The organism is Olsenella profusa DSM 13989 (assembly GCF_030811115.1).
Lineage (GTDB): Bacteria > Actinomycetota > Coriobacteriia > Coriobacteriales > Atopobiaceae > Olsenella_F > Olsenella_F profusa.
Genome location: NZ_JAUSQK010000001.1, coordinates 904113 through 922756, shown reverse-complemented (window position 1 = coordinate 922756; position 18644 = coordinate 904113). Strand labels below are relative to the sequence as shown.

19 protein-coding genes are annotated in these 18644 nt (G+C 64.7%); 2 read left to right on the top strand and 17 right to left on the bottom strand.

The window, feature by feature from the left end:
• Positions 1-44: 44 nt before the first annotated feature.
• The 17 genes from J2S71_RS04210 to J2S71_RS04130 form a co-directional block, all read right to left on the bottom strand.
• Entirely contained in the window at positions 45-935 is an 891-nt protein-coding gene (locus J2S71_RS04210) for a hypothetical protein (RefSeq protein WP_307388969.1), read from the bottom strand.
• Positions 922-1299 carry a hypothetical protein gene (locus tag J2S71_RS04205; protein ID WP_307388968.1) on the bottom strand — a complete coding sequence of 126 codons (378 nt, stop codon included), beginning with the start codon at positions 1297-1299 and terminating at the stop codon, positions 922-924. The genes J2S71_RS04210 and J2S71_RS04205 overlap by 14 nt, the downstream gene beginning before the upstream one ends.
• A gap of 11 nt (positions 1300-1310) precedes the next feature.
• Positions 1311-1589 carry a hypothetical protein gene (locus J2S71_RS04200; RefSeq protein ID WP_307388966.1) on the bottom strand — a complete coding sequence of 93 codons (279 nt, stop codon included), beginning with the start codon at positions 1587-1589 and terminating at the stop codon, positions 1311-1313.
• Between the two features lie 13 nt (positions 1590-1602).
• Complete coding sequence (locus J2S71_RS04195) at positions 1603-2046, bottom strand: hypothetical protein (protein WP_307388965.1); 444 nt, start codon at positions 2044-2046, stop codon at positions 1603-1605.
• 97 nt (positions 2047-2143) lie between these two features.
• Entirely contained in the window at positions 2144-2437 is a 294-nt protein-coding gene (locus J2S71_RS04190) for a WXG100 family type VII secretion target (protein ID WP_021725634.1), read from the bottom strand.
• Positions 2438-2515: 78 nt separating this feature from the next.
• Entirely contained in the window at positions 2516-6358 is a 3843-nt protein-coding gene (locus tag J2S71_RS04185; protein WP_307388963.1) for a hypothetical protein, read from the bottom strand.
• Complete coding sequence (locus J2S71_RS04180; protein ID WP_307388961.1) at positions 6355-6957, bottom strand: hypothetical protein; 603 nt, start codon at positions 6955-6957, stop codon at positions 6355-6357. The genes J2S71_RS04185 and J2S71_RS04180 overlap by 4 nt, the downstream gene beginning before the upstream one ends.
• Positions 6957-8699 (bottom strand): serine/threonine-protein kinase, encoded by a 1743-nt coding sequence (locus tag J2S71_RS04175; RefSeq protein ID WP_307388959.1) that lies wholly within the window; start codon positions 8697-8699, stop codon positions 6957-6959. Before J2S71_RS04175 ends, J2S71_RS04180 begins: the two co-directional genes overlap by 1 nt.
• 261 nt (positions 8700-8960) lie before the next feature.
• Complete coding sequence (locus J2S71_RS04170) at positions 8961-10118, bottom strand: FHA domain-containing protein (protein ID WP_021725681.1); 1158 nt, start codon at positions 10116-10118, stop codon at positions 8961-8963.
• Positions 10119-10124: 6 nt separating this feature from the next.
• Positions 10125-10406, bottom strand: a complete 282-nt coding sequence (locus J2S71_RS04165) for a hypothetical protein (protein ID WP_021725643.1) — start codon at positions 10404-10406, stop codon at positions 10125-10127.
• A 207-nt stretch (positions 10407-10613) separates the two neighbouring features.
• Positions 10614-11057 (bottom strand): hypothetical protein, encoded by a 444-nt coding sequence (locus J2S71_RS04160; protein ID WP_307388957.1) that lies wholly within the window; start codon positions 11055-11057, stop codon positions 10614-10616.
• 22 nt (positions 11058-11079) lie between these two features.
• Complete coding sequence (locus tag J2S71_RS04155) at positions 11080-12636, bottom strand: Mbeg1-like protein (RefSeq protein WP_307388956.1); 1557 nt, start codon at positions 12634-12636, stop codon at positions 11080-11082.
• A gap of 1 nt (position 12637) precedes the next feature.
• Positions 12638-13417, bottom strand: a complete 780-nt coding sequence (locus J2S71_RS04150; protein ID WP_040651298.1) for a hypothetical protein — start codon at positions 13415-13417, stop codon at positions 12638-12640.
• 116 nt (positions 13418-13533) lie between these two features.
• A complete protein-coding gene (locus J2S71_RS04145; RefSeq protein ID WP_156900992.1) occupies positions 13534-13914 on the bottom strand; it encodes a hypothetical protein in 381 nt (126 codons plus the stop codon).
• Positions 13915-13923: 9 nt separating this feature from the next.
• Complete coding sequence (locus tag J2S71_RS04140; protein WP_021725683.1) at positions 13924-14202, bottom strand: hypothetical protein; 279 nt, start codon at positions 14200-14202, stop codon at positions 13924-13926.
• A gap of 22 nt (positions 14203-14224) precedes the next feature.
• A complete protein-coding gene (locus J2S71_RS04135) occupies positions 14225-14668 on the bottom strand; it encodes a hypothetical protein (protein ID WP_156900993.1) in 444 nt (147 codons plus the stop codon).
• Between the two features lie 431 nt (positions 14669-15099).
• Entirely contained in the window at positions 15100-16314 is a 1215-nt protein-coding gene (locus tag J2S71_RS04130; RefSeq protein WP_307388953.1) for an iron-containing alcohol dehydrogenase, read from the bottom strand.
• Between the two features lie 242 nt (positions 16315-16556).
• Here J2S71_RS04130 and J2S71_RS04125 point away from each other — a divergent pair, with 242 nt between their 5' ends.
• Both J2S71_RS04125 and J2S71_RS04120 read left to right on the top strand, forming a co-directional pair.
• A complete protein-coding gene (locus J2S71_RS04125; RefSeq protein WP_021725690.1) occupies positions 16557-17627 on the top strand; it encodes a hypothetical protein in 1071 nt (356 codons plus the stop codon).
• On the top strand, positions 17608-18636 hold the full coding sequence (locus J2S71_RS04120; protein WP_307388951.1) for a hypothetical protein: 1029 nt from the start codon (positions 17608-17610) through the stop codon (positions 18634-18636). The genes J2S71_RS04125 and J2S71_RS04120 overlap by 20 nt, the downstream gene beginning before the upstream one ends.
• The last annotated feature ends 8 nt before the right edge of the window (positions 18637-18644 follow it).

Sequence of the window (18644 nt, the reverse complement as noted above, 5' to 3'; positions counted from 1 at the left end):
CAATTCCTGGCACATGCAAGTCGTCCAAGCGGACACGGATGCCCCTATGGATAGGGATGCTCATTCTTGTTCACTTCCTTATGCCGAGACCAAAGGAAGCCTCCCTCCCCAGAGAGACCAGAGACGTACGCCTCGTCAAACGCCTGGCCCTCGGGTGGGTTCACCACCCGATCAACGTAGATGCCCACGTTAAGTCCCGTTTCCTCCTCAACGGAAGTCAAGTCGTTCAGGAGCTGCTCAAGCTGCTCGTCACTCAACGGGCAGGACTCTACGACCGAGACGGAGATGGACCCGTACACCCCATTGCCCACCTCGGCAACCGTCGTCCCCTCGACTCGAGACGATACCGTCGTCGCCGTCGAGATGTGCACCGAGCTCGTCCACGTCCCCTCGGGTAGCCCCTCCAGGACGGGCTGGGCGGCAGCGGCGACCATGGACTCCCATTCCGGCCCGACGATCCTGGGCAGCCAGTCGTCCCGCCAGCGGGGGTCATCCGCGTCCCAGATCTCCACGCGGCAGCTCTCCCCCTCGTGCTCCCCCTCCGTCGCCCGGAGGTTGATGACGTTGTAGTCCTGGATGATCCAGGTGGAGATGAAGCAATCGTAGGCCGCGAAGGAGGTGCCATAGCGCAGGCGGAGGTAGTCCTCCGCCGCCTCGGCATAGCGGACGTTCTTCCGCGAGATGGACGAGGGCCACGTCCCCTCCTTGAGGGACGAGATGATGTCGTCGGGCGCCCCGAGCTGTTCCGCCATGGCGAGGTCGCGATCCGTGACCTCGTCGCTCGAGAGGTCGGGCCTGAGGTCCGCGACACGTGTGGGCTGCTCGGCCGGGTTACCCTGCTCGGGGCTCGAGCACGCCGTCGTCCCGGCCGCGCACGCCGCCGCCACCAGGCAGGCCGCGGCGGCCCTGCCCATGCGTCCCCTACTGGTTCCCATTGGCCCCACCTTCCCGTATGCGAGGCGATATCGCATCCTCCGGTTTGGGCACGTTCGAAGGGGCGTCGGGATCCTGCCCGCGTGCGATTGCCTCCATCCGGCTTGCCGCAGCGAAGTCGGCATCCTGGTAGTCGGCCTTGGCCTCCTGGAGCCTCGAGCGCGTGCGGGAGATGACGCTGCCCAGCGCCTTGGCACAGGCATCGAGGCTGCCGCCGAGCGCCACAAGCGCGGCCGCACCCTCGCCCGTGCTCGAGACCTCCGGCACGCCCGTCCCCTGCTTGCAGTCGCTCTCGAGGATCGCAAGCCTGGCAATGACCTCATCCACGTTCTGGTAGGTGACGGTAATCTGTCCGCTGGCTGCCATGTCTGCCCTCCTCAGTCGAAGTCGGCATCGGCCGCATCGAGGCCCTCTATGAACGAGTTCACCTGCGAGGGCAAGCCGCCCAGCGCCTCCTTCATGGAGGCGACCGCGGCAATGACCTGTGGAGGCACATCCGCGATGGCATCCGAGAAGTTTGCGGACTGGATGCCCGTCGCCACGAGGATGTCCAACGTCTCGATGTACGTCTCCGCCGCCTCGCACAGGGTGTGAGCACGCTTCGTGAGGCTGGACACCACATCCGCAAGCTCTTGGTCATACACCTGAAATCCCACGGTCATCATCCTCTCACCACAGCGACGTGCCCTGCGTACGGACCTCTTGGGCTCGCCGCTCGGCCTCCTCGCGACGCAGCCGCAGCCGCTCCTGCTCCATGTCCGCCCGAATGCCCCTCAGAAGGGCGCGCGCTCGCCGCAGATCCTCCTCCGTGCGGTCTGCCTGACGTGCGATCTTGTCGTCCAGGCTGGCAAGCGCGTCATCCCCTGCGGGCCCAAGCTCGTGCGTGAGCAGGCCGGTGGCCATCTCCGCGTAGCGCGCTCCCATCCGGAGGCCCGAGAGGCTGGCCGCGCTGCTGGCAACCCGGTACCTGCGCTGCATCTCCTCCTGGAACCGGCGGGAGAGGACCGAGACGTCCTCCCGCCCCTCATAGAGGTCTTCGAGCCGCTTCGTGAGACGGTCGATCTCGTCCCTGCAAGCTGCCTCACGTGCCTCAAGCTCTGCAAGTGTCGACATGGGGCAAACCTTCCTCGCTGTGAAGCGACGTGCGACGTGCCGGGGGCGGGCGCCGCCCCCGGCACCGGGATCACGCTATCCAGACCCCGGTCTGAACCTAGCCGCGGAACTGCGCGGCGATGTTGGAGTCGGTCTCCTCCAGCGACTGCGCGGTCGCGTCGAGCGACTGCGCGATCTCCGTGATGAGGTCCTGGGCCTTCACGAAGCCGGGACGCAGCTCCTGGAAGCGGCTGGAGTAAGCCTGGGCGGCGCTGCCTTCCCACTCCTCCTGCAGGGCCTGCAGGAGCGAGTCCATGTGCTGGATCACATCGCCCACGTTGCTGGCCTCGGTGCGATACTGGGTCGCACGGTCGCGCATCTGATCTGGCGTGATCCTAATCTGTCCTGCCATTGCCGTTCCTTTCTCTCGTGTGCCCGCAGGCACGCTTGACGGTATATCGACACCCGCTCGCGCGGGGGACGACCAAGTTTAGTGGCCAAAGGGGTTGCGCAGCCCCTCCGTGGCCCGGTGATGCCTCACACCCAGCACGATGCCCATGGCCGCAAGGCCCAGGGCCATGACGACGAACGCGACGAACGCGAACAGCAGGTTGGGGTTCGCCTTGAGGTACTCCACCCAGTTGGGCGCGACGGCAACGGAGCCGAGGGTGGTGGAGTGCACGTTGCCCGCCTTGTCGTAGGCCGCGATCGTGAGGGTGTGGAGCTTCGCGTCGGCGGGGATCGGGAGCGAGGCGGGTCCCCCGGCGAACTCGTCGGGCGAGAGCTCCTCGGGCTCGCCATCGTCCACCTGCAGCGTCACGCGGTCGAGCGCCAGGTTGTCGCCCGCCAGGGGGAGCGCGTCGTGGCTGGCCCCAAAGTAGACGCCCCCGGTCTTGGCGCCGGCAAAGCCCACGGTTGGTGCCGTGGTGTCCACCGCGAAGTTGACCTCGGCCGCATGCTCGCGGGTGGCGTCCTTGTTGCCCATGGTGTTCTGGGCCAGGTTGCCGGCCTTGTCATGCGACGTCATCATCACGCGGTAGTAGCCGTCCTGCGAGAAGTTGGAGGCGGGGATGGTGTAGGTGGTCTTGCTCCAGCCGCTGTCATCCGCCGTCTCGGTGGTGTAGGATGCGCCCTCCATGAGGTCCGTGACCTCGCTGTCGTGCGCCAGCTCCACGTGCGTCCCATCGTCGTCGAGGCCCGACACGTTGATCTCGGTGATCACCACATCCTGGGGAATCCTGAGGTACGCGCCCAGGATGCCCGCCGTGGCATCGGAGTAGAGGTAGTTGGAGCCGTAGCGGTTGACCGAGAACACGCGCGTCACGTCCGAGGCGTTGCCCGCGAGGTCCTCCGCGTGGACGGCGAGCGTGTAGACGTCGTCCCGCTCGACCTTGTGCTCGAAGTCCGCATAGGTCACCGACTCGCTGGTGTCGGAGTAGGAGGTCTCCATGCCGCGCATGTAGTCCACCTTGCCGGAGTGGGCACCCGTGAGGCTGTACTTGGAGTTCCCGATGGAGAGGTTGGTGTCGCTCATGCTCAGGGATGGGGCGATCTCGCCGGCATAGGCGGTCTTGTTCTCGACGTGCTCGATGGAGGCCTGGGGCGGCGTCATGTCGATCACGAACTCTGGCACCTCGTAGGCCTCCGCCTGGTTGCCCGCGGGGTCCGCCGCCGAGACGGACAGGCCGTAGTGGAGCTCGCCCCCAAAGTGAACCGTGCACGACCAGGTGTCCTCCTCGCCCGTGGCGCTCCAGCCGCTGGCCTCCGGGGCGTCCGCGGCGTTGCCGGAGGCGTCCTTGGCCGAGGCGGAGACGCCCATGAGCGAGGGGTCGAAGTTGCGCTCGCGCACCGTGACCGTGGCCGTGCGCGGACGGTTGAAGTACATGCCGCTGCGGGCGTCGTTGTTGTCGAACTCCACCGTGATCATGGGGGCGAGGGTGTCGATGGTGAAGGCGTCGTGCACCTCGTTGGAGGCGTAGCCCACGGGGTCGGTGAGCGAGACGTCCACCGTCCAGTCGCCGTCCTGCGAGAGCTCCTCCGTGTACACCCAGGTGACGCCGTCGCCCGAGGGGTTCTCGAACTGCCTGGCCGTCACGTCGTGCGTGGTGCCGTCCACGCCGATGGTGGCGATCGCGCGCTCCGCGTCATTGTCGCGGATGTAGGAGAAGCTCCCCTCCACGACCGTGATGGTGACCGTGCGCGCCTTGTTGTAGTAGCTCCCACGGGCGTCGTTGTTGTCATACAAGACGGAGACCACAGGTGCCGTGGTGTCCACCACGATGTCCGTGGTGTCCTTGGCGAGGGGCTTGCCGTCGCCCGTCATGAGCCCCGAGAGCAGCAGGCCCTCGGTGTTCGGGTCGTCGGGGTCCACGAGGGGGTTGCCCGCCAGGTCCCTCAGATGCAGGCGCGTGGAGGTGAGGTCGAGGGTCTGACCGTCGCTTGCCAGCGTGATGGTGAAGCCGGAGCCTCCCGCGTCACGCTCCACCTGCACACCCTCGATGGGGGTGCCGTCGGACGCCGTCAGCGCAAGGCTGTCCCAGTCGACGCCCGAGACGGCGTCCGTGGCCTCCATGTGGATGGTGGTCGCGCCCGGCGTGAAGGCATGACCCCACATCACGGTAGGCTGGGGGCTGACCTGCACGTTGCCCACGGTCGGCGCGGTGCGGTCCACATAGAAGTCGTCTGCGCGCAGCGTACGCGTTGTGTTGAAGAACCCATCCTTGTACTCGAGCCGGACGTTGGTGTAGTGGCCCTCTTCAAGAGTGAGAGCAGTGTCGAAGTCAAACCACCGGTTATCCGATTTCGACGGCTTCAGCGTCACATCCTCTTGCAACGCCACATTGTCTTTCCGAGTACCATCCGCATAGACAACCGTAGCCATGAGCGTGCCGTGCAGCTCGGATATGTTTGCATAGTGGGCAAAGGGCGCATGTACCTTCGCCGTCGCCGTCACATTGCCGCGATGATAGTTCGTGTCAGCACCACTCGCATCACGTATCGTGAGCGATTCACCATCACTTGGATGGTAGTCCTCGCTCATTACCAGCAGCTGTAGACCATCAGATGGTGGGTTCGGCTGATTCTTGAGGAGGTCGCCCAGATGCACCGGAGTCGCTGGATTGCCTGCACGGTCATAAGCGGACACCTCGGCCTTCAGGATGTCGTACACACCCGTGTCCGAGAAGGTAAACACGTACACGTCGTGATCTACTCGCACCCCAGGCTTGTACTCGCTGTTGTCATCAGTTCGCTTGACCGTCATCTTCACAGTGGACGCAACGACGCCCGAGGGAGCGTCACCTGTATCGGTCACCTTGAGGCGCACCTCGTACCCATTGTCGACGCGAACCAGGTTTCCCTGTGCGGCGGGGAGGCTCCAGCCGTCCGCCGGCGCAATGTCGGGTGGCGTGTGGTCCACCACAAGGCCCAGGTTGTGGGCCCCCTGCGCCCCGTAGTAGGAGCCTGGGTCGACGCTCACCTGGTATTTGCCCTCGGGAGCCGCATCGGACGCACCGTTTGGAGGAGCGAGCGTCCACGAGACGGACCAGGTGCCGGTATTCTTATCATACGTCGGCTCACCGTGATTCGTCAGCTCCGTGCCGTCCGGCGCGTCCGGCGCCTTCACGCTCGGCGTGGGATACTCCGCACGGCTCGTGTCCCCCGCCAAGAGGAAGAGCCTGAAGAGCGGATCCGTCGACGTCATGGTGAACGAGATGTCGCCGAGCTTGGAACCGTTCTGCCACTCATTCCCTGACAACTGCACGCTCGGCTTCGAGGCGGGGTTGGCGGGCGTGGTGGCTATGGCATTCGGCACCGGCGCGGGAAGGCCGTCGGCAAAGGCGATGGTGACTGGGATGGGCGTGTCACCCGCCTTGAGGGAGATGCTCGCAAGGTCGACGACCACGCCCTCCGCAAACGTGATGCGGTAGATGCCGTTGCCCCGGTCCTCCACATCGGCCGTCAGCGTGTCGGTGCCCTTGAACTGCGCGTCGTGATCCTTGTAGGTCCAGGAGAACGACGCGGCGGAGGCACCTTCGGCTGCCCCGCCGCCCGATAGGGTCAGGCGCACGTCCACGTAGTTGCCCTGGGCCACCGCGACGGTCTCGCCGTCATAGCTCAGCGTGGAGAGCTCGGCCGGGTCCTGCGAGCCCACCTTCGTGATGGTGGCCTGGGCCGTCAGCGCCGGCGCCGCCACGACGACGGGATCCGCATTGCCACCCGGCGTGTCGACCTCATCCGCATGCGCCGGGAGCGCCGGCACCGCAACGGACACTGCCAGGGCGAGCAGGGCGACAAGTGCCCCTCTGCGCAGGGATGGTAGGCTCGGCGTCATTGCGCGCCCTCCTCATGCGAAGGTTGGTCGGGCAGCAGCGTGGTGCCCGCCTCGTCGGCGGAGGCGGGGGCGTCGGCGGAAAGGAGCGTGGTGCCGGCCTCGTCGGCGTTCGCTCCCTCATCGGCAAGCAGGGTCGCCCCCGTCTCGTCGGCGTTCGTCTCGTCGCCGTTGGCAAGCAGCGTGGTTCCCGTCTCGTCCGCATCCGACGCGTCAGCGGAAAGCAGCGTGGTGTCGGTCTCGTCGGAGTCCGAGCCGGTCCCGGCATCCGAGAGCAGCGTGGTGCCCGCCTCGTCCCCCGCAGACGTGTCCTGCGACCTCTGGGACCTCACCTTCCGCAGGTGCAGGCTCCCGCTGCCCTCGCCCTCGGGCGCGTCGGGCCCATCCGCCGTGAGCGCCCGGGCCGACCGCTCGCGGCTGCGCCTGAGCGCCCACGACTCCGCGCGCATGGTGGCGATCGCGCGCTCGGCCGTCCTGCCGGTGAGCTCGTCGCGCACCGCCCGGATGTCGAACGCGAAGAACATGAGCGCGGCGGCGATCACCAGCAGCACCGCAAGCACCAGCAGCACCGTCGAGATCGTCCCCAGAAGGTTTGCCGTCATCACTGGCTGTCCTCCTCCCCCACGTCCACGAAGGCGTCCTCGATCGCCTGCCTCGTCGCGTCGGCGTTGGCCCTCAGCCGCCGCAGCTCCTCGTCCTGCTGGTCCGTGGTGGTGGAGACGCCGTCCGCGATGCCCTGCGCCGACGCCTCGAGCGCCAGCATGTCCTCCTGCGAGATGCCGTCCGCACGGAACTTGCGCGCGTACGTCCTGAGCGCGTCCTGGGCGAGCGCGGCGGCATCCAGGCGCATCACGTTGTTGTCGCTGTCCGCCATCTCGTCCAGCAGGGTCTGCAGGCGCGCGAAGTACGGCGCGTAGGCGCCGGCGTCATCCCCCTCGCCCATACGCGGCACCACGTCGCAGGCGAAGTCGGCCATGTCGGCATAGGCCTCGGCCATCGGGGCGCCATAGAAGCCCTCCACCTCCGCGGCGCTGTGCATCCACCGGGAGGCGGCGCGCATGCGCGGATAGCTCGAGCCGGCGGAGGTGCCGTAGCCCGCGTCCCCGTAGTAGTACCAGTAGAGCTTGCCCGTCTCGAACGAGAGCTCCGCCCAGGCCTGGCCATCCGACCTCAGCGCGTCCATGTTGGGGGCTATCGTCTGCTCGAACTGCTGCTCCTCGGTCGTGGAGAACACGCCGTCGGAGCGATAGAGCCTGAAGAGCCCCCTATAGGGACGGAGGTCCGCGGGCAGGATGCCCGCCGCGTGCACGTAGGCCGCCGACGCCGTCTCCTGGTCGACCGACTGGTCTCCCAGCCCCATCCAATAGTCGAAGTCGGAGTTGAGCAGGTTCCAGCGCACGGCGATGAGCACGAGGCCCACGACCAGGCACGCGGCCGCCCCTATGAGGGCACCGGTGAACGCGCGCCACTTGCGACGCAGCCCCCGCTGCTGTGCCTCGTCGTGCGTCGTGTAGTTCTCCAGCACATAGGCGAACTCCGCGGCGCCGGAGTAGCGGTCGTTTGGGTTGGCCGCCATCGCACGTGCCACGATGGACTCGATGCCGTGCGAGAGCTCGGGCACGACCTGTCTGAGGGGTGCCGCGTCGGCGGGGTCGTCGGGCGGTCGTCTGCCCGTGAGCAGGGCGTACATGGTGGCCCCCAACCCATAGACGTCCGCACGGCCGTCGAGCGGCGCGCCCGCGCGCTGCTCCGGGGCGGCATAGCCGTGGGTGCCCAGGTGGCGATGGCCGTCCTCCTCGCCGCCGTGCACGGTGCCCTGCTCGCGCGCGATGCCAAAGTCGATGAGGCGCACGGTGCCGTCCGGGCGCAGCATGACGTTGGAGGGCTTCATGTCGCAGTAGATGACGGGCGGGCTCTGCTGGTGCAGGTAGTCCAGGACGTCGCATAGCTGCACGGCCCACGCGACCACGTCGTCCTCGTCCTGCGGGCCCATGCCCATCACGGACTCGAGCGTGCGGCCGTCCACGTAGTCCATGACCACGTAGAGCTCGCCGCCCTCGTCCACCAGGTCGACGATGCGCGGGATGGCCGCGTGGTCCAGGCGCTTGATGAGGTTGGCCTCTGCGACCAGGCTCGCCTCCACGACCCTACGCTCGGCCGGATCCGAGGAGAGCCGGATCTCCTTGACCGCCCACTGCTTGCCCAGGGTGGTGTCCAGCGCCAGCCACACGACCGACATGCCACCCCGGCCAATCTCGCGCTGCAGCTGGTAGCGCGACCCGACCGTCCTGGGGGCACCGCCTGTGGCCTCCTCCTGGCGCGGGGGTATGGGCTGTTCGTCCATCGGACCGTCCTCTGGCGTAGGCATGTTCCCGACAGGTACGCCACCCGCCCTCGCAACCGAGGCAGCAAACAAGCAGAGTACCATCCCATCTATTCTTAGGTTTCTTCCATGATTAAACAACGTGTTTTATGAACGTCATAAATTTTTGACAAGTTTTGTAGAAATAATACAGCTACCTGTCCTCCTACAAACTTACCCTCAGTCTCATGTCCCACGAGACCCGGGAGGCGCAGCGCCCGGTGCCATCCGGATCCGCGGCGGCTAGCGCACGGAGAACGACTCGTCCGCCAGCGTGAACACGTCTCCACGGGAGAGCAGCGCGGACGCGTGCGGGACCAGGCGCTGGCCATGCACGTAGGTGCCGTTTGCGGCACCGCAGTCCACGACGCGCAGGCCCTCGCCCACGCGCATGACGCGCGCATGGACTCTGCTCACGTTCTGGTTGCCGCCAAAGTGCAGGTCGCACGTTGCGGACCTCCCCAGGTTGTGCTCGCCGGGACCAACCTCGAGGGCCAGCCCATCGCGCATGCGCATGACGTACAGGGGCGCGGCCGTCGCCTGCTCGCCCGTCGAGGCGCCCAGCGAGCCCGACCCCAGGCTCGAGGTGTCATCGCTGCCGTCCCGGCCCTGTCCCGCATGCTGCCAGGCGGGAGGTTCCTGGGGCAGCGCCCGGTCGACCTCCCCTATGCGTTGGGCCGTCGTCTGGGCCACATAGCCAGCCTCGCCCCCGCCCAACAGAGTGAGCGGGTCGAAGGACGCCACGTTGTCCCCCGCTATGTCGGCCGGTATCGGCGGCCGGTGCGACCCTTCCCCTCGGCCCTCGAAGCGCGTCAGGGGCACGCCCTCGAACTCCTGATCCAGGAAGCGCGAGAAGGCATCCGGCGAGAACACGCGCTGCCTGCGGGCCCAGTCCGCCACCGCATGCCGATGCGCCTCGTCCTCCCTCACGACCATGTGCGCATGGGCCTTGTCACCCAGCCAGGTGAGCAGCGAGAGCGGCGTCCCGTGCTTGGACGCGCGCTTGGAGGTGGTGGCCTGGGCGGGGCGGGGCACCAGCACGTAGCACGCCTCCCCCTCGGGCGTCACGAAGACGTGGGCAGGGTCAAACCAGAGGTTGGCCGTGGGGATGCCCTGCTCGACGCAGGTCTCGCAGACGTGCGCGACCGACCTCAGCAGCCCCTCGTACTGCGCCGTGCTCAGGGCGGCCTTGGTGAACCTCTCGAGCGTGCAGGTGCCCTTGACGTCGTAGCTCAGGTGGTCGCCCCGCTCCGTGCCGTCGAACTCGAAGGGCAGCAGGATCCGGTCGGGCTGCTCGCGCAGCCACTGCGACCATACGTAGTCCGCGCGCTCCCCCTTCTTCAGGGTGAGCCGCAGGAGGCGGAGCTTGCGGGTCATCGTGCGCTTGAGCTTCTCCTTCATGACAGCTCACATGAGGGCCAGGAGGGAGCCGTCCGCCACTATCTCCCGCGCCTTGAGCGCACGGATGCTCTCGTTGGGGTTGAGGAGCTCGCCCGTGGAGGGGAGGTCCGGATCGCACAGCATGAGGTCCTCCTCGCCCGTGCTCTGCCAGTAGCCGTGCTCCATGCGCTCGAACAGGCGCGAGACGAGGTTCGCACACTCCGCCACCGAGAGGTCCAAGGGGAGAAAGAAGCTATGTTCACTGTGCGTTGGGGTGAGCAGGACCCTCACCTGCAATTTGTCCTTCATGGGGCCTCCTGGGACGATGGCGCGCGACGCGCCGAGCGTTCTGACACAAGCTTACACGAAATGCGTGTACGGCACGTGTTCGACCGTTGCCATGCCGCGCGCCTGATGCGCGTCGCCATGCCCGACCGCACGCATCTTGCCCCAGGTGTGACCCAGGGACATCGAGGGCACTCGAATCGATGCCACCAGCGGGGCGGGACGCCACGGCTACCCCATCACCGGGTGGCCCGGGTTCCAGGTGATTGGCCTGCGCCTGGCGTAGCCCGGGTCGCCGGGGTCGCCCGTGCCGTCCCAGGGTTCGTAGCCGTCCCACGGGGAGGTGTCGTCGTCGCCCAGCACCCACATCAGCCTGCGCACCGTCGCCGCGTCGGGCGGCTCCGCGTCGCGCGTCTTGGGGGACGTCTGGGAGATGTCGAGCGTGTAGAGCGGCGAACTGGAGGAGAACGGGTCGGTGCCCTCGACGCCGGCGTAGACGTCCATCCTGCGGCCGAGGCCCCAGACGGCCGCGAGGGCGTCGTGTATCGTGGCGGCCCACGAGCCGAAGTCCCCGTTGCGCAGGAGCATGAGCAGGACCCTCACCCTCGGGTGGGTGTAGCCGCTGTTCAGGTACTCCTCCAGCTCGTCGGCCCTCCAAGGGCGGCGGCACGGCATCACAGTAACGCACGAGAGATGCCTAGCGTTTCCCCAACATACCCAGTCTTCCATATATCTTGGCAAGCTGAGCTGCGGCGCCCTCAATATTGGAAGCAATCTCATCCATATCTTGCGTATACTGGCTGTGATGCTCCTCGGCCGCGTTAAAGGCGGCAATGATATCCTCTCTCGACACATCGTTCATATCAACCTGTTTGCGTAGGTACGTATCCATATCGTTACGGTAGTTTTCCACGTCGAGTCGACCGATAAGGTCCTCAAAGCGATAGTTCACATCCCAATGCGTGACGTCCCACCATGGCTCGGCATCAACCTGAGCCACAATGTTGAGAAGCTCCTGCATCCGCTCGTCCGACCAGTCACGAACCTCCTCTTGGCGCACGTCCACAACCTCACGGCCACGCGCACCATTCTCAATACCACTTTCCGTAGCGCTAAACGAAGACTCGAAGCGCGTCTTCCACTCTTCGTCTATCTGTATGCCAAACTTCTTAGCCAAGAGATCCAAGAGCAAAGAACGCGCATTCTTGCTCTTCAAACAGTGCATGATCAGAGATGCCATGACATCGCTCAGCTTGCCGGAATAAACCAGCTGCTTTATGAGGTCTTCAGTATGGGGATACTCGCAGAGCATTGCTATGAGCGCCCCAAAGGCATCGGGATCTTGCTGGATGTATTCCTTGGCCTTGCCCGAATCGTTTATGCATAGCCCAAGCAGATCGGCAACGGCCTTCTGCTGGTTCGCAGGGACATTGTTCATAATCCATATGGAGAAGTTGTTGATTGTCTTCCAGTAGTCACTCGCCTCGCCAGACGTATCCAGCTTGAAGTCCTTCGAGTTGGAGAAGAGTGACATGGGCGCATGGTTCTCTGGCCGAAATTCTGGATCCCTCCCGGACCTCGTGAAGTTAACGTCCCCCGCAATGGAGTAAAGCAAAGCGCTCACAAAGTCGCCCTCGTAGTTATAGGCATGAATGTGCGCGCGGTTGGCAGCAATCTGCGAGGCATACTTGTTCATGAAGTCGCTACCAAAGCCCTGGCCATCGAAAGAGTAGCACTCGTCGACGTTGGGGTTGGTCACGGCTGTGTACATCGCCTTATTGCCACCTTTGGAGTGACCCGACACCGTAATGTGGTAGTCTCCACCCTCTGCCATCTTGTTGACGTAATCGTTAGCCGCCTTCTGGTCGGGAGTGTCAGACTCATAGAGTCCTTTGAAATTGTCACCCCACTCCCCGGTGGATCCCTCCGTACCCTTGAAGACGATATACATGTCGCTCGTCTTGTCGTTCACAAGGGTCATGTTGCGGCTTGTTTGGCCATTCGTACCCGGTTGCGTAAGGTCCTTTACGCGAAGGTTCGCAACCTCGGGTTCCTGCAGGGCATGGTTGATGAGTGCCTTGTACTGCACGTCACTGATGTACTGATCATGCTGGCCAGATTCTCCCGCATGATCCTTCATGTACGTGAGCAGGGACTTCATGTCCTTGGCATTGCTTGCGTCATAGGCGTTTGAGAGACCCTGCTGATAAATGAGAGTATTGAGCTGAGCGAGCTCGTCTGGGCTCAGAGACATGTCATCTCACCCCCGAAAGGTCACCTGTCAGCTGCCATGTGTACTGGCCAGCCTGCACGGCATTACGTGCCCATTCCCCGGTGAATCCTGCATCCCCAAGGGGTTGGGTAACCTTGTAGGCCTCCCAGTGGATGTTCAGGCCAAGCTCCTCCAAGGAGGCGACCATTGCGTTCACGTGTCTCTCATACTCCTCCTCGCTGAGCGTGGAGTCGGGCGAGAGATACGCCCATACATGTCCTCCCAGATAGGGGCCCGCCTCAGTAAGGGAGGCGTCCGCAGCGAGGGTCACCCTCTGCCCTTGGTTTCGAGCGTCATTCATCACCTCTGGGTAGGGCCTGTCATCCATACCGACGACACACGTCCATGTGCCTTGTGGCACATCGGAAAAGGCAGAGGCTGCGGCCGTCTCCACAGCCGACTCATACCCTCCATGGAGACGTACGTAAAGATAGGTATCAGCCCACTCCGCGTCACCACTTTGCGGCGCGCCATCGGGGAAGAAGGTGCATGTGCACGTCTCCCCCGTAAAGGGACCGGACGCCACTGTGCAGGTCACGCTATCGGCCTCGCTCAACGCACCACGAGAGAGGGTCACCTGCGACGCGTGGAACTGTTCCCCATAACGTTCCGAGAGATGATCCTCCACCGCCTCGGCATAGCGGACGTTCTCCCGCGAGGTAATTGAGGGCCACGTCCCCTCCTTGAGGGACGAGATGACGTCATCGGGAGCCCCGAGCTGCGCCGCCATCGCACAGTCGCGCTCACTGACCTCTTCGCTCATGTTCACTACTCCCTGATTCGTCTGGGAATCCCCAGGTGCGTTTGACGCACAACCCACGCAACCTATGCCAACCGCCAGTATAAGCGCGACACCTGCCGCCACAATGCGAGCTATCCTTACCAAGATGAGCCCCCGCCCCCATGATCTGCTCCACTTGCAGCAGGGCTGGCTGTGCTCTCCCCTACGGAACTGGACGCACTTTCTGATGCGTCGGCATGCATCATCTGTGCGGCGAGCTTGAAATCCGCATCTTGAAACTCTTCCTTTGCCGTGCCGATGGCGTCGGCAAGCCCCAGGATCGTACGTGCGAGCATCTCCGCGTAGGCATTTGTTGCGTTTCCAGCACGCACTAGCGCCTCGCCACCCGATCCTACAGTGACCCCCAAAGAGTAATCGGCATTAGCTACTTCTTCGACACAGCTGCCTATCTGACGGAGTCTGGCAATCACGTCATCAATATTGGCAGGAACAACAACGATTTGCCCTTTGTTTTTCATGAATCTACCTCAATCAAATTTGGCGTCGTCGGCATCAAGCTCCGCAATAAACGTGTTGGTTCTCTCGGCGATGGGGGCAGACGCCTCTTCGAGCTTTTGGAGTACGGCGATAAGTTCGGCCTCATCAGTCTGAAGCGATGCGCCAATGAGGTCAGACTGGATACCCGTGGCAAGAAGAAGGTCGATCAGGTTAGAAGTTTCCTTACCTAACTCAATAAGAGTGTCCACATTCTGCTTGATGAGCAGGGCATCATATGCCAGCTCAGGATCAGATACCTTGAAGCCCATGATACCTCTCCCTTGATTTTAGTTAGATACGAAATCCCTGATGTTGGCGTTGCTCTTCAGCCTCGTGCCGAGCCACCTCAGAACGCTCAAGGGCTCGCTCGCTCTCGATGCACGCTCGTATAGAGACAAGACGCGCCTGCTCTTCGGCAAGCTCGCGCTCGGCCTGACGCGTCGCAGCAGCCACTTGAGCATCCACCTCATCAAATCCAGTTGACATTGCCTGGTTAAATTCTCCCGTCAAATATTTGACGGTACGATCAGCGTACCGCGTCGCTATGCGCGTACCCTGCATATCACCAGCTTGACGAGCTACATTAACCTTGTAGGCAAGTTGGTCCTGGAATCTGGCGAGGGAGCGAGAGACCTCGCCGCGATACTCTGCCAGACTATCAAGCACATGATTGAGCTCATCGATACGCGAAAGACAGGATGCCTCTCTGGCCTGCATTTGAGAGATATCAGACACTGTGTGTCACCTCATTCATCGATTCTTTTGTCTATCAGGACATAAGACATCAACGGTCGTAGCGTTCACATCGGAAAAGATTATACGCAGTGTACCTTGCATGGTCAATAATGGTACGGGTGGCCATCTATAAAACTCGAACTCAAGAAAAGACGCAGGCTGAGATGCTTTCAGCCCCTCCGATGGGATCGATACTCGGGGGGTGCCTCCCAAAGTGAACACAGAACGCATTTTGGAAAACGCCAACTGGGCAAACGTCACGGAAAACGCGTTGCGTGTGCACTTTGGGCGGCACCCCCCGAGTACACGACCGTCGCACGGCCAAAGCCAGATCCCTCAAGGCCAGGTGAGGCCAACCGACAGCCCCACGGCATGGAGAAGGCCCGCCGGCACCTGCCGACGGGCCCACGACACCACGCTGAGCTGCGAGTCTAGAAGTCCACGGGCACGTCGTTGTAGACGCACTCCAGGAGCCGCTCCATCTCCTCCTGCGTGGGCTTGCGCGGGTTGGCACCCGTGCAGGCGTCGAGCAGCGCGTTGGCGGCGACGTCGTGCCGCTTGGCCTCGAACTCCTCGTAGCTGATGCAGGAGGTCTCGCTCTTCACGCCGCCCTGGCCGTAGTTCTTGATGCCCTGCGGGATGTCGAGCTTGTCGTTGAGGCCGCGGATGAACTGCACGAGCGCGGCGACGAGCTCCTCGTCCGTCTGGCCGGGAAGGTGCAGGATCTCCTTGGCGACGTAGGCGTAGCGCTGGCGGGCACGCTCGTCCTTGGCATTGAACTGGATGACCTTGCCCAGGTACATGGCATTGGCGCAACCGTGGATGATATGGCCGCCACTGAAGGCCGCCCCGGTCTTGTGGGCCATGGAGTGCACGATGCCCAGCAGGCCCGAGGAGAAGGCGATGCCGGCGATGCACTGCGCCTCGTGCATGTGCTGGCGGGCGCCGTGGTCACCCGTGTAGGAGACGGGCAGCCACTCGGTGATCTCACGGATGCCGTGCAGGGCGTTGGCATCGGTGAACATGGAGGCGGCGGTGGAGACATAGGCCTCGAGGCAGTGGGTCAGCGCATCCATGCCGGTGTGTGCGCAGAGCTTGGCGGGCATGGAGTAGGTGAGCTCGGGATCGACGATGGCGATGTCGGGCGTGATCTGGAAGTCGGCAATGGGGTACTTGATGCCCTTGTCGTAGTCCGTGATGATGGAGAAGGCCGTGACCTCCGTGGCCGTGCCCGACGTGGACGAGATGGCGCAGAAGTGGGCCTTCTGGCGCAGCTCGGGCAGGCCGAAGATCTTGCACATGTCCTCGAAGGTGGTGTCGGGATACTCGTACTTGATCCACATGGCCTTGGCCGCGTCGATGGGCGAGCCACCGCCGATCGCGACGATCCAGTCGGGGCCAAACCCCTCCATGACCGCGGCGCCCTTCATGACCGTCTCGACGGAGGGGTCGGACTCGACGCCCTCGATGAGCTTGACCTCGAAGCCGGCAGACTCGAGGTCGGCCTGCACGTCCTGCAGGAAGCCGCCGCGGCGCATGCTGTGGCCGCCGGAGACGATGACCGCCCTCTTGCCCTTGAGATTCTTGACCTCGTGGCGGGCTCCCTCACCAAAGTACAGGTCACGCGGGTTGGTAAAACGTCCCATGCTGATTCTCCTTCCGTTCTGCCGTCATGCCGCCGCCTCATGCGACGGCGAGATGTCGCTTCTCATTCTAGGATCTTTTGGTCATCCAACCCAAGGGTCATCCGGTTTTTCGACCGAATGTGGGGGAGGTGCGAAGACGCCCCACCATTGTCGCCTGGGGAGTCTAGACTATGGTCAGTCACACCGCGCCGAATGGGTAGACTTTGGCTTCAGGGCAACGCACGAGCGAGCAGGGGGCGACCATGGCGTTCGATCCGCACCGAGAGGACTACCAGCGCATGGGCCTGCGCTTTGCCCGCGCGCTCGACGGCGAGAGCCCCGCCCAGGCGGCGCGCTCGTTTGCCGCCTTCGGCAGGCGCTTCGCACAAAACCGCGACGGCCTGCCCCAGACGGATGAGGACCGTGCCTTCCACCTGGTGGCAAAGGCGACGACGCTCATAGACTACGAGCTGCCCTTTACCGACGACGAGCACGCCGAGCGGCTCATCGCACAGGGGCATGCCATGCTGGACGAGGCGCTCAAGCTCGACCCACAGAATCCCGATGCCCTGCGCATGAAGATGGCGGCCGGCATCCCCAACTTCGAGGGCTACTACGACTACCTCGCATCCGAGGCCGAGGGCGTGCGCGAGCGGTGCGAGCGCAGGCGGCACAAGGCACGCTCCATCCCCGGCGAGGAGCGCTCGGCGCTCGCGGCGCAGATCGCGCTCTACCCCTATCTGCGCTGGCTGGCGTCCCTGGCCTCGCGTGCGGTGGTGTGCGGGCACAACCACGATGCCATCTCCCACGCCCGGCGTGCGCTCGAGCTGGATCCAACCGATCAGGCGGACGCCCGCTTCACGGCATACCTGGCGTTTGCCAAGCTCGAGGATGCCGCGGGCCTGGAGGCCCTCGCACGCACAACGGGCCGCACGGCCGTCCGCGGCGCCACCCCCGCAGACGCATGGCTCGCCATCACGCGCTGCGCCCTCGCCTACAAGCGGCTCCAGCTCGATGAGGCGGATCACCAGCTCGACCTGCTGGCGAAGGCCTACCCCCATGCGGCCGTCACGCTCTGCGCACAACGCGAGCTGCCCGACGGCGTGTTCGCGCGACTGGCCGTGGCGCCCTTCTCCGAGGACGAGCTCATCCTTGCCGTGTCGGAGGCAACGGTGCTCCTGCAGGAGGGTCGCGACGCGCGGGCGCGCGGTGCCTTTGGCTCATGGGTCATGGGACGGATGGAGCCGCGCATGACGCCCGCCGAGCGCACGGCCCTCGAGCTTGCCCGGTCGCAGCACCCCAACGGCGACCGCTATGGCACGCCCAACGCCTGATGCCCCGATGGACGCCCGCGAGGAGCACATACGACGCATCGCCCTGCGCGAGCGTGCCCAGCGCGGTCTCTCCGACGCGGGCTTCGCGGAGCTGCTGATAGCCGTGCGCGCCAATCCCGCCCAGTTTGCCCAGGGCCCCGAGGACGAGGCCATGGGCATGCTCGTGGATGCGCTCGAGCGCTTTGGTGCGTCGCGAGACAAGGACGACCTGCGCGACGACGACGAGTTTGCCCTCGAGCGCTCCCGGCGCCTCGAGCTGATGCGCGTGGCCTGCGCGCACGCGCTGGACGTGGACCCCACCTGCACCGACGCCGCGCTCTGCTCGGCCATCGCCGCCGACCCCGACCCTGACGACCTGCTCGAGCTGCTGCTGCCCCTGGAAGGGGACGCGCAGGCGGCCCTTGACGCACGCGGGGAGACGGAGGCCCTGGCCGACGATGCCACGACCGGTCTGCGGCGCGACCTCTGGGCCGACGTGTTCGCCCATCCCCTGCTGCGCGTGAAGGACGCCATCGCCCGCACCTACCTGGACTCCGCCCGCTTCAAGCTGGCGCAGGCAAAGTCGCTGGAGCTCTTGGACCTCGCACCATCCGACGTGTTGGGGGCCCGCCACACCGGGGTGCTCAGCTATGCCCGCCTGGAGGACGAGCAGGGCCTCGACGAGCTGGACGCCCGCATGGGCAGGCGTGGGGATGCCTGGCAGAGCCTGGCCCGCATCATCGTGCTCTTCAAGACCAACCGCCGCGGTGCCGCCCTGCGCGCGCTCCGCGGCTTTGACGGCCTGTGCGAGGGCGGCGTCTATGCGCTGTTGCGGCCGGTCTTCGTGGACTCGTACCTGCCCGACCGACCGACCGTCGCGCCCTACAGCTTCGAGGAGGCGACGCTCGCCGTCCACGAGGCCGACCCCATCATCGTGGACGTGCCGGACCTCCCCCTGTGGGTCGAGGGCCAGAAGGACATGAGGGCCTCCGCCCTGCGCTTTGCCGAGCGGTCCGGCCTCGACTTCTGACGCAGGGG

Excerpts from the sequence above, each read along its gene's own strand:
- J2S71_RS04210 (WP_307388969.1), bottom strand. The coding sequence starts at position 935 with ATGGGAACCAGTAGGGGACGCATGGGCAGGGCCGCCGCGGCCTGCCTG.
- J2S71_RS04205 (WP_307388968.1), bottom strand. The coding sequence starts at position 1,299 with ATGGCAGCCAGCGGACAGATTACCGTCACCTACCAGAACGTGGATGAG.
- J2S71_RS04195 (WP_307388965.1), bottom strand. The coding sequence starts at position 2,046 with ATGTCGACACTTGCAGAGCTTGAGGCACGTGAGGCAGCTTGCAGGGAC.
- J2S71_RS04190 (WP_021725634.1), bottom strand. The coding sequence starts at position 2,437 with ATGGCAGGACAGATTAGGATCACGCCAGATCAGATGCGCGACCGTGCG.
- J2S71_RS04185 (WP_307388963.1), bottom strand. The coding sequence starts at position 6,358 with ATGACGCCGAGCCTACCATCCCTGCGCAGAGGGGCACTTGTCGCCCTG.
- J2S71_RS04180 (WP_307388961.1), bottom strand. The coding sequence starts at position 6,957 with ATGACGGCAAACCTTCTGGGGACGATCTCGACGGTGCTGCTGGTGCTT.
- J2S71_RS04175 (WP_307388959.1), bottom strand. The coding sequence starts at position 8,699 with ATGGACGAACAGCCCATACCCCCGCGCCAGGAGGAGGCCACAGGCGGT.
- J2S71_RS04170 (WP_021725681.1), bottom strand. The coding sequence starts at position 10,118 with ATGAAGGAGAAGCTCAAGCGCACGATGACCCGCAAGCTCCGCCTCCTG.
- J2S71_RS04165 (WP_021725643.1), bottom strand. The coding sequence starts at position 10,406 with ATGAAGGACAAATTGCAGGTGAGGGTCCTGCTCACCCCAACGCACAGT.
- J2S71_RS04160 (WP_307388957.1), bottom strand. The coding sequence starts at position 11,057 with ATGCCGTGCCGCCGCCCTTGGAGGGCCGACGAGCTGGAGGAGTACCTG.
- J2S71_RS04155 (WP_307388956.1), bottom strand. The coding sequence starts at position 12,636 with ATGTCTCTGAGCCCAGACGAGCTCGCTCAGCTCAATACTCTCATTTAT.
- J2S71_RS04150 (WP_040651298.1), bottom strand. The coding sequence starts at position 13,417 with ATGAGCGAAGAGGTCAGTGAGCGCGACTGTGCGATGGCGGCGCAGCTC.
- J2S71_RS04145 (WP_156900992.1), bottom strand. The coding sequence starts at position 13,914 with ATGAAAAACAAAGGGCAAATCGTTGTTGTTCCTGCCAATATTGATGAC.
- J2S71_RS04140 (WP_021725683.1), bottom strand. The coding sequence starts at position 14,202 with ATGGGCTTCAAGGTATCTGATCCTGAGCTGGCATATGATGCCCTGCTC.
- J2S71_RS04130 (WP_307388953.1), bottom strand. The coding sequence starts at position 16,314 with ATGGGACGTTTTACCAACCCGCGTGACCTGTACTTTGGTGAGGGAGCC.
- J2S71_RS04125 (WP_021725690.1), top strand. The coding sequence starts at position 16,557 with ATGGCGTTCGATCCGCACCGAGAGGACTACCAGCGCATGGGCCTGCGC.
- J2S71_RS04120 (WP_307388951.1), top strand. The coding sequence starts at position 17,608 with ATGGCACGCCCAACGCCTGATGCCCCGATGGACGCCCGCGAGGAGCAC.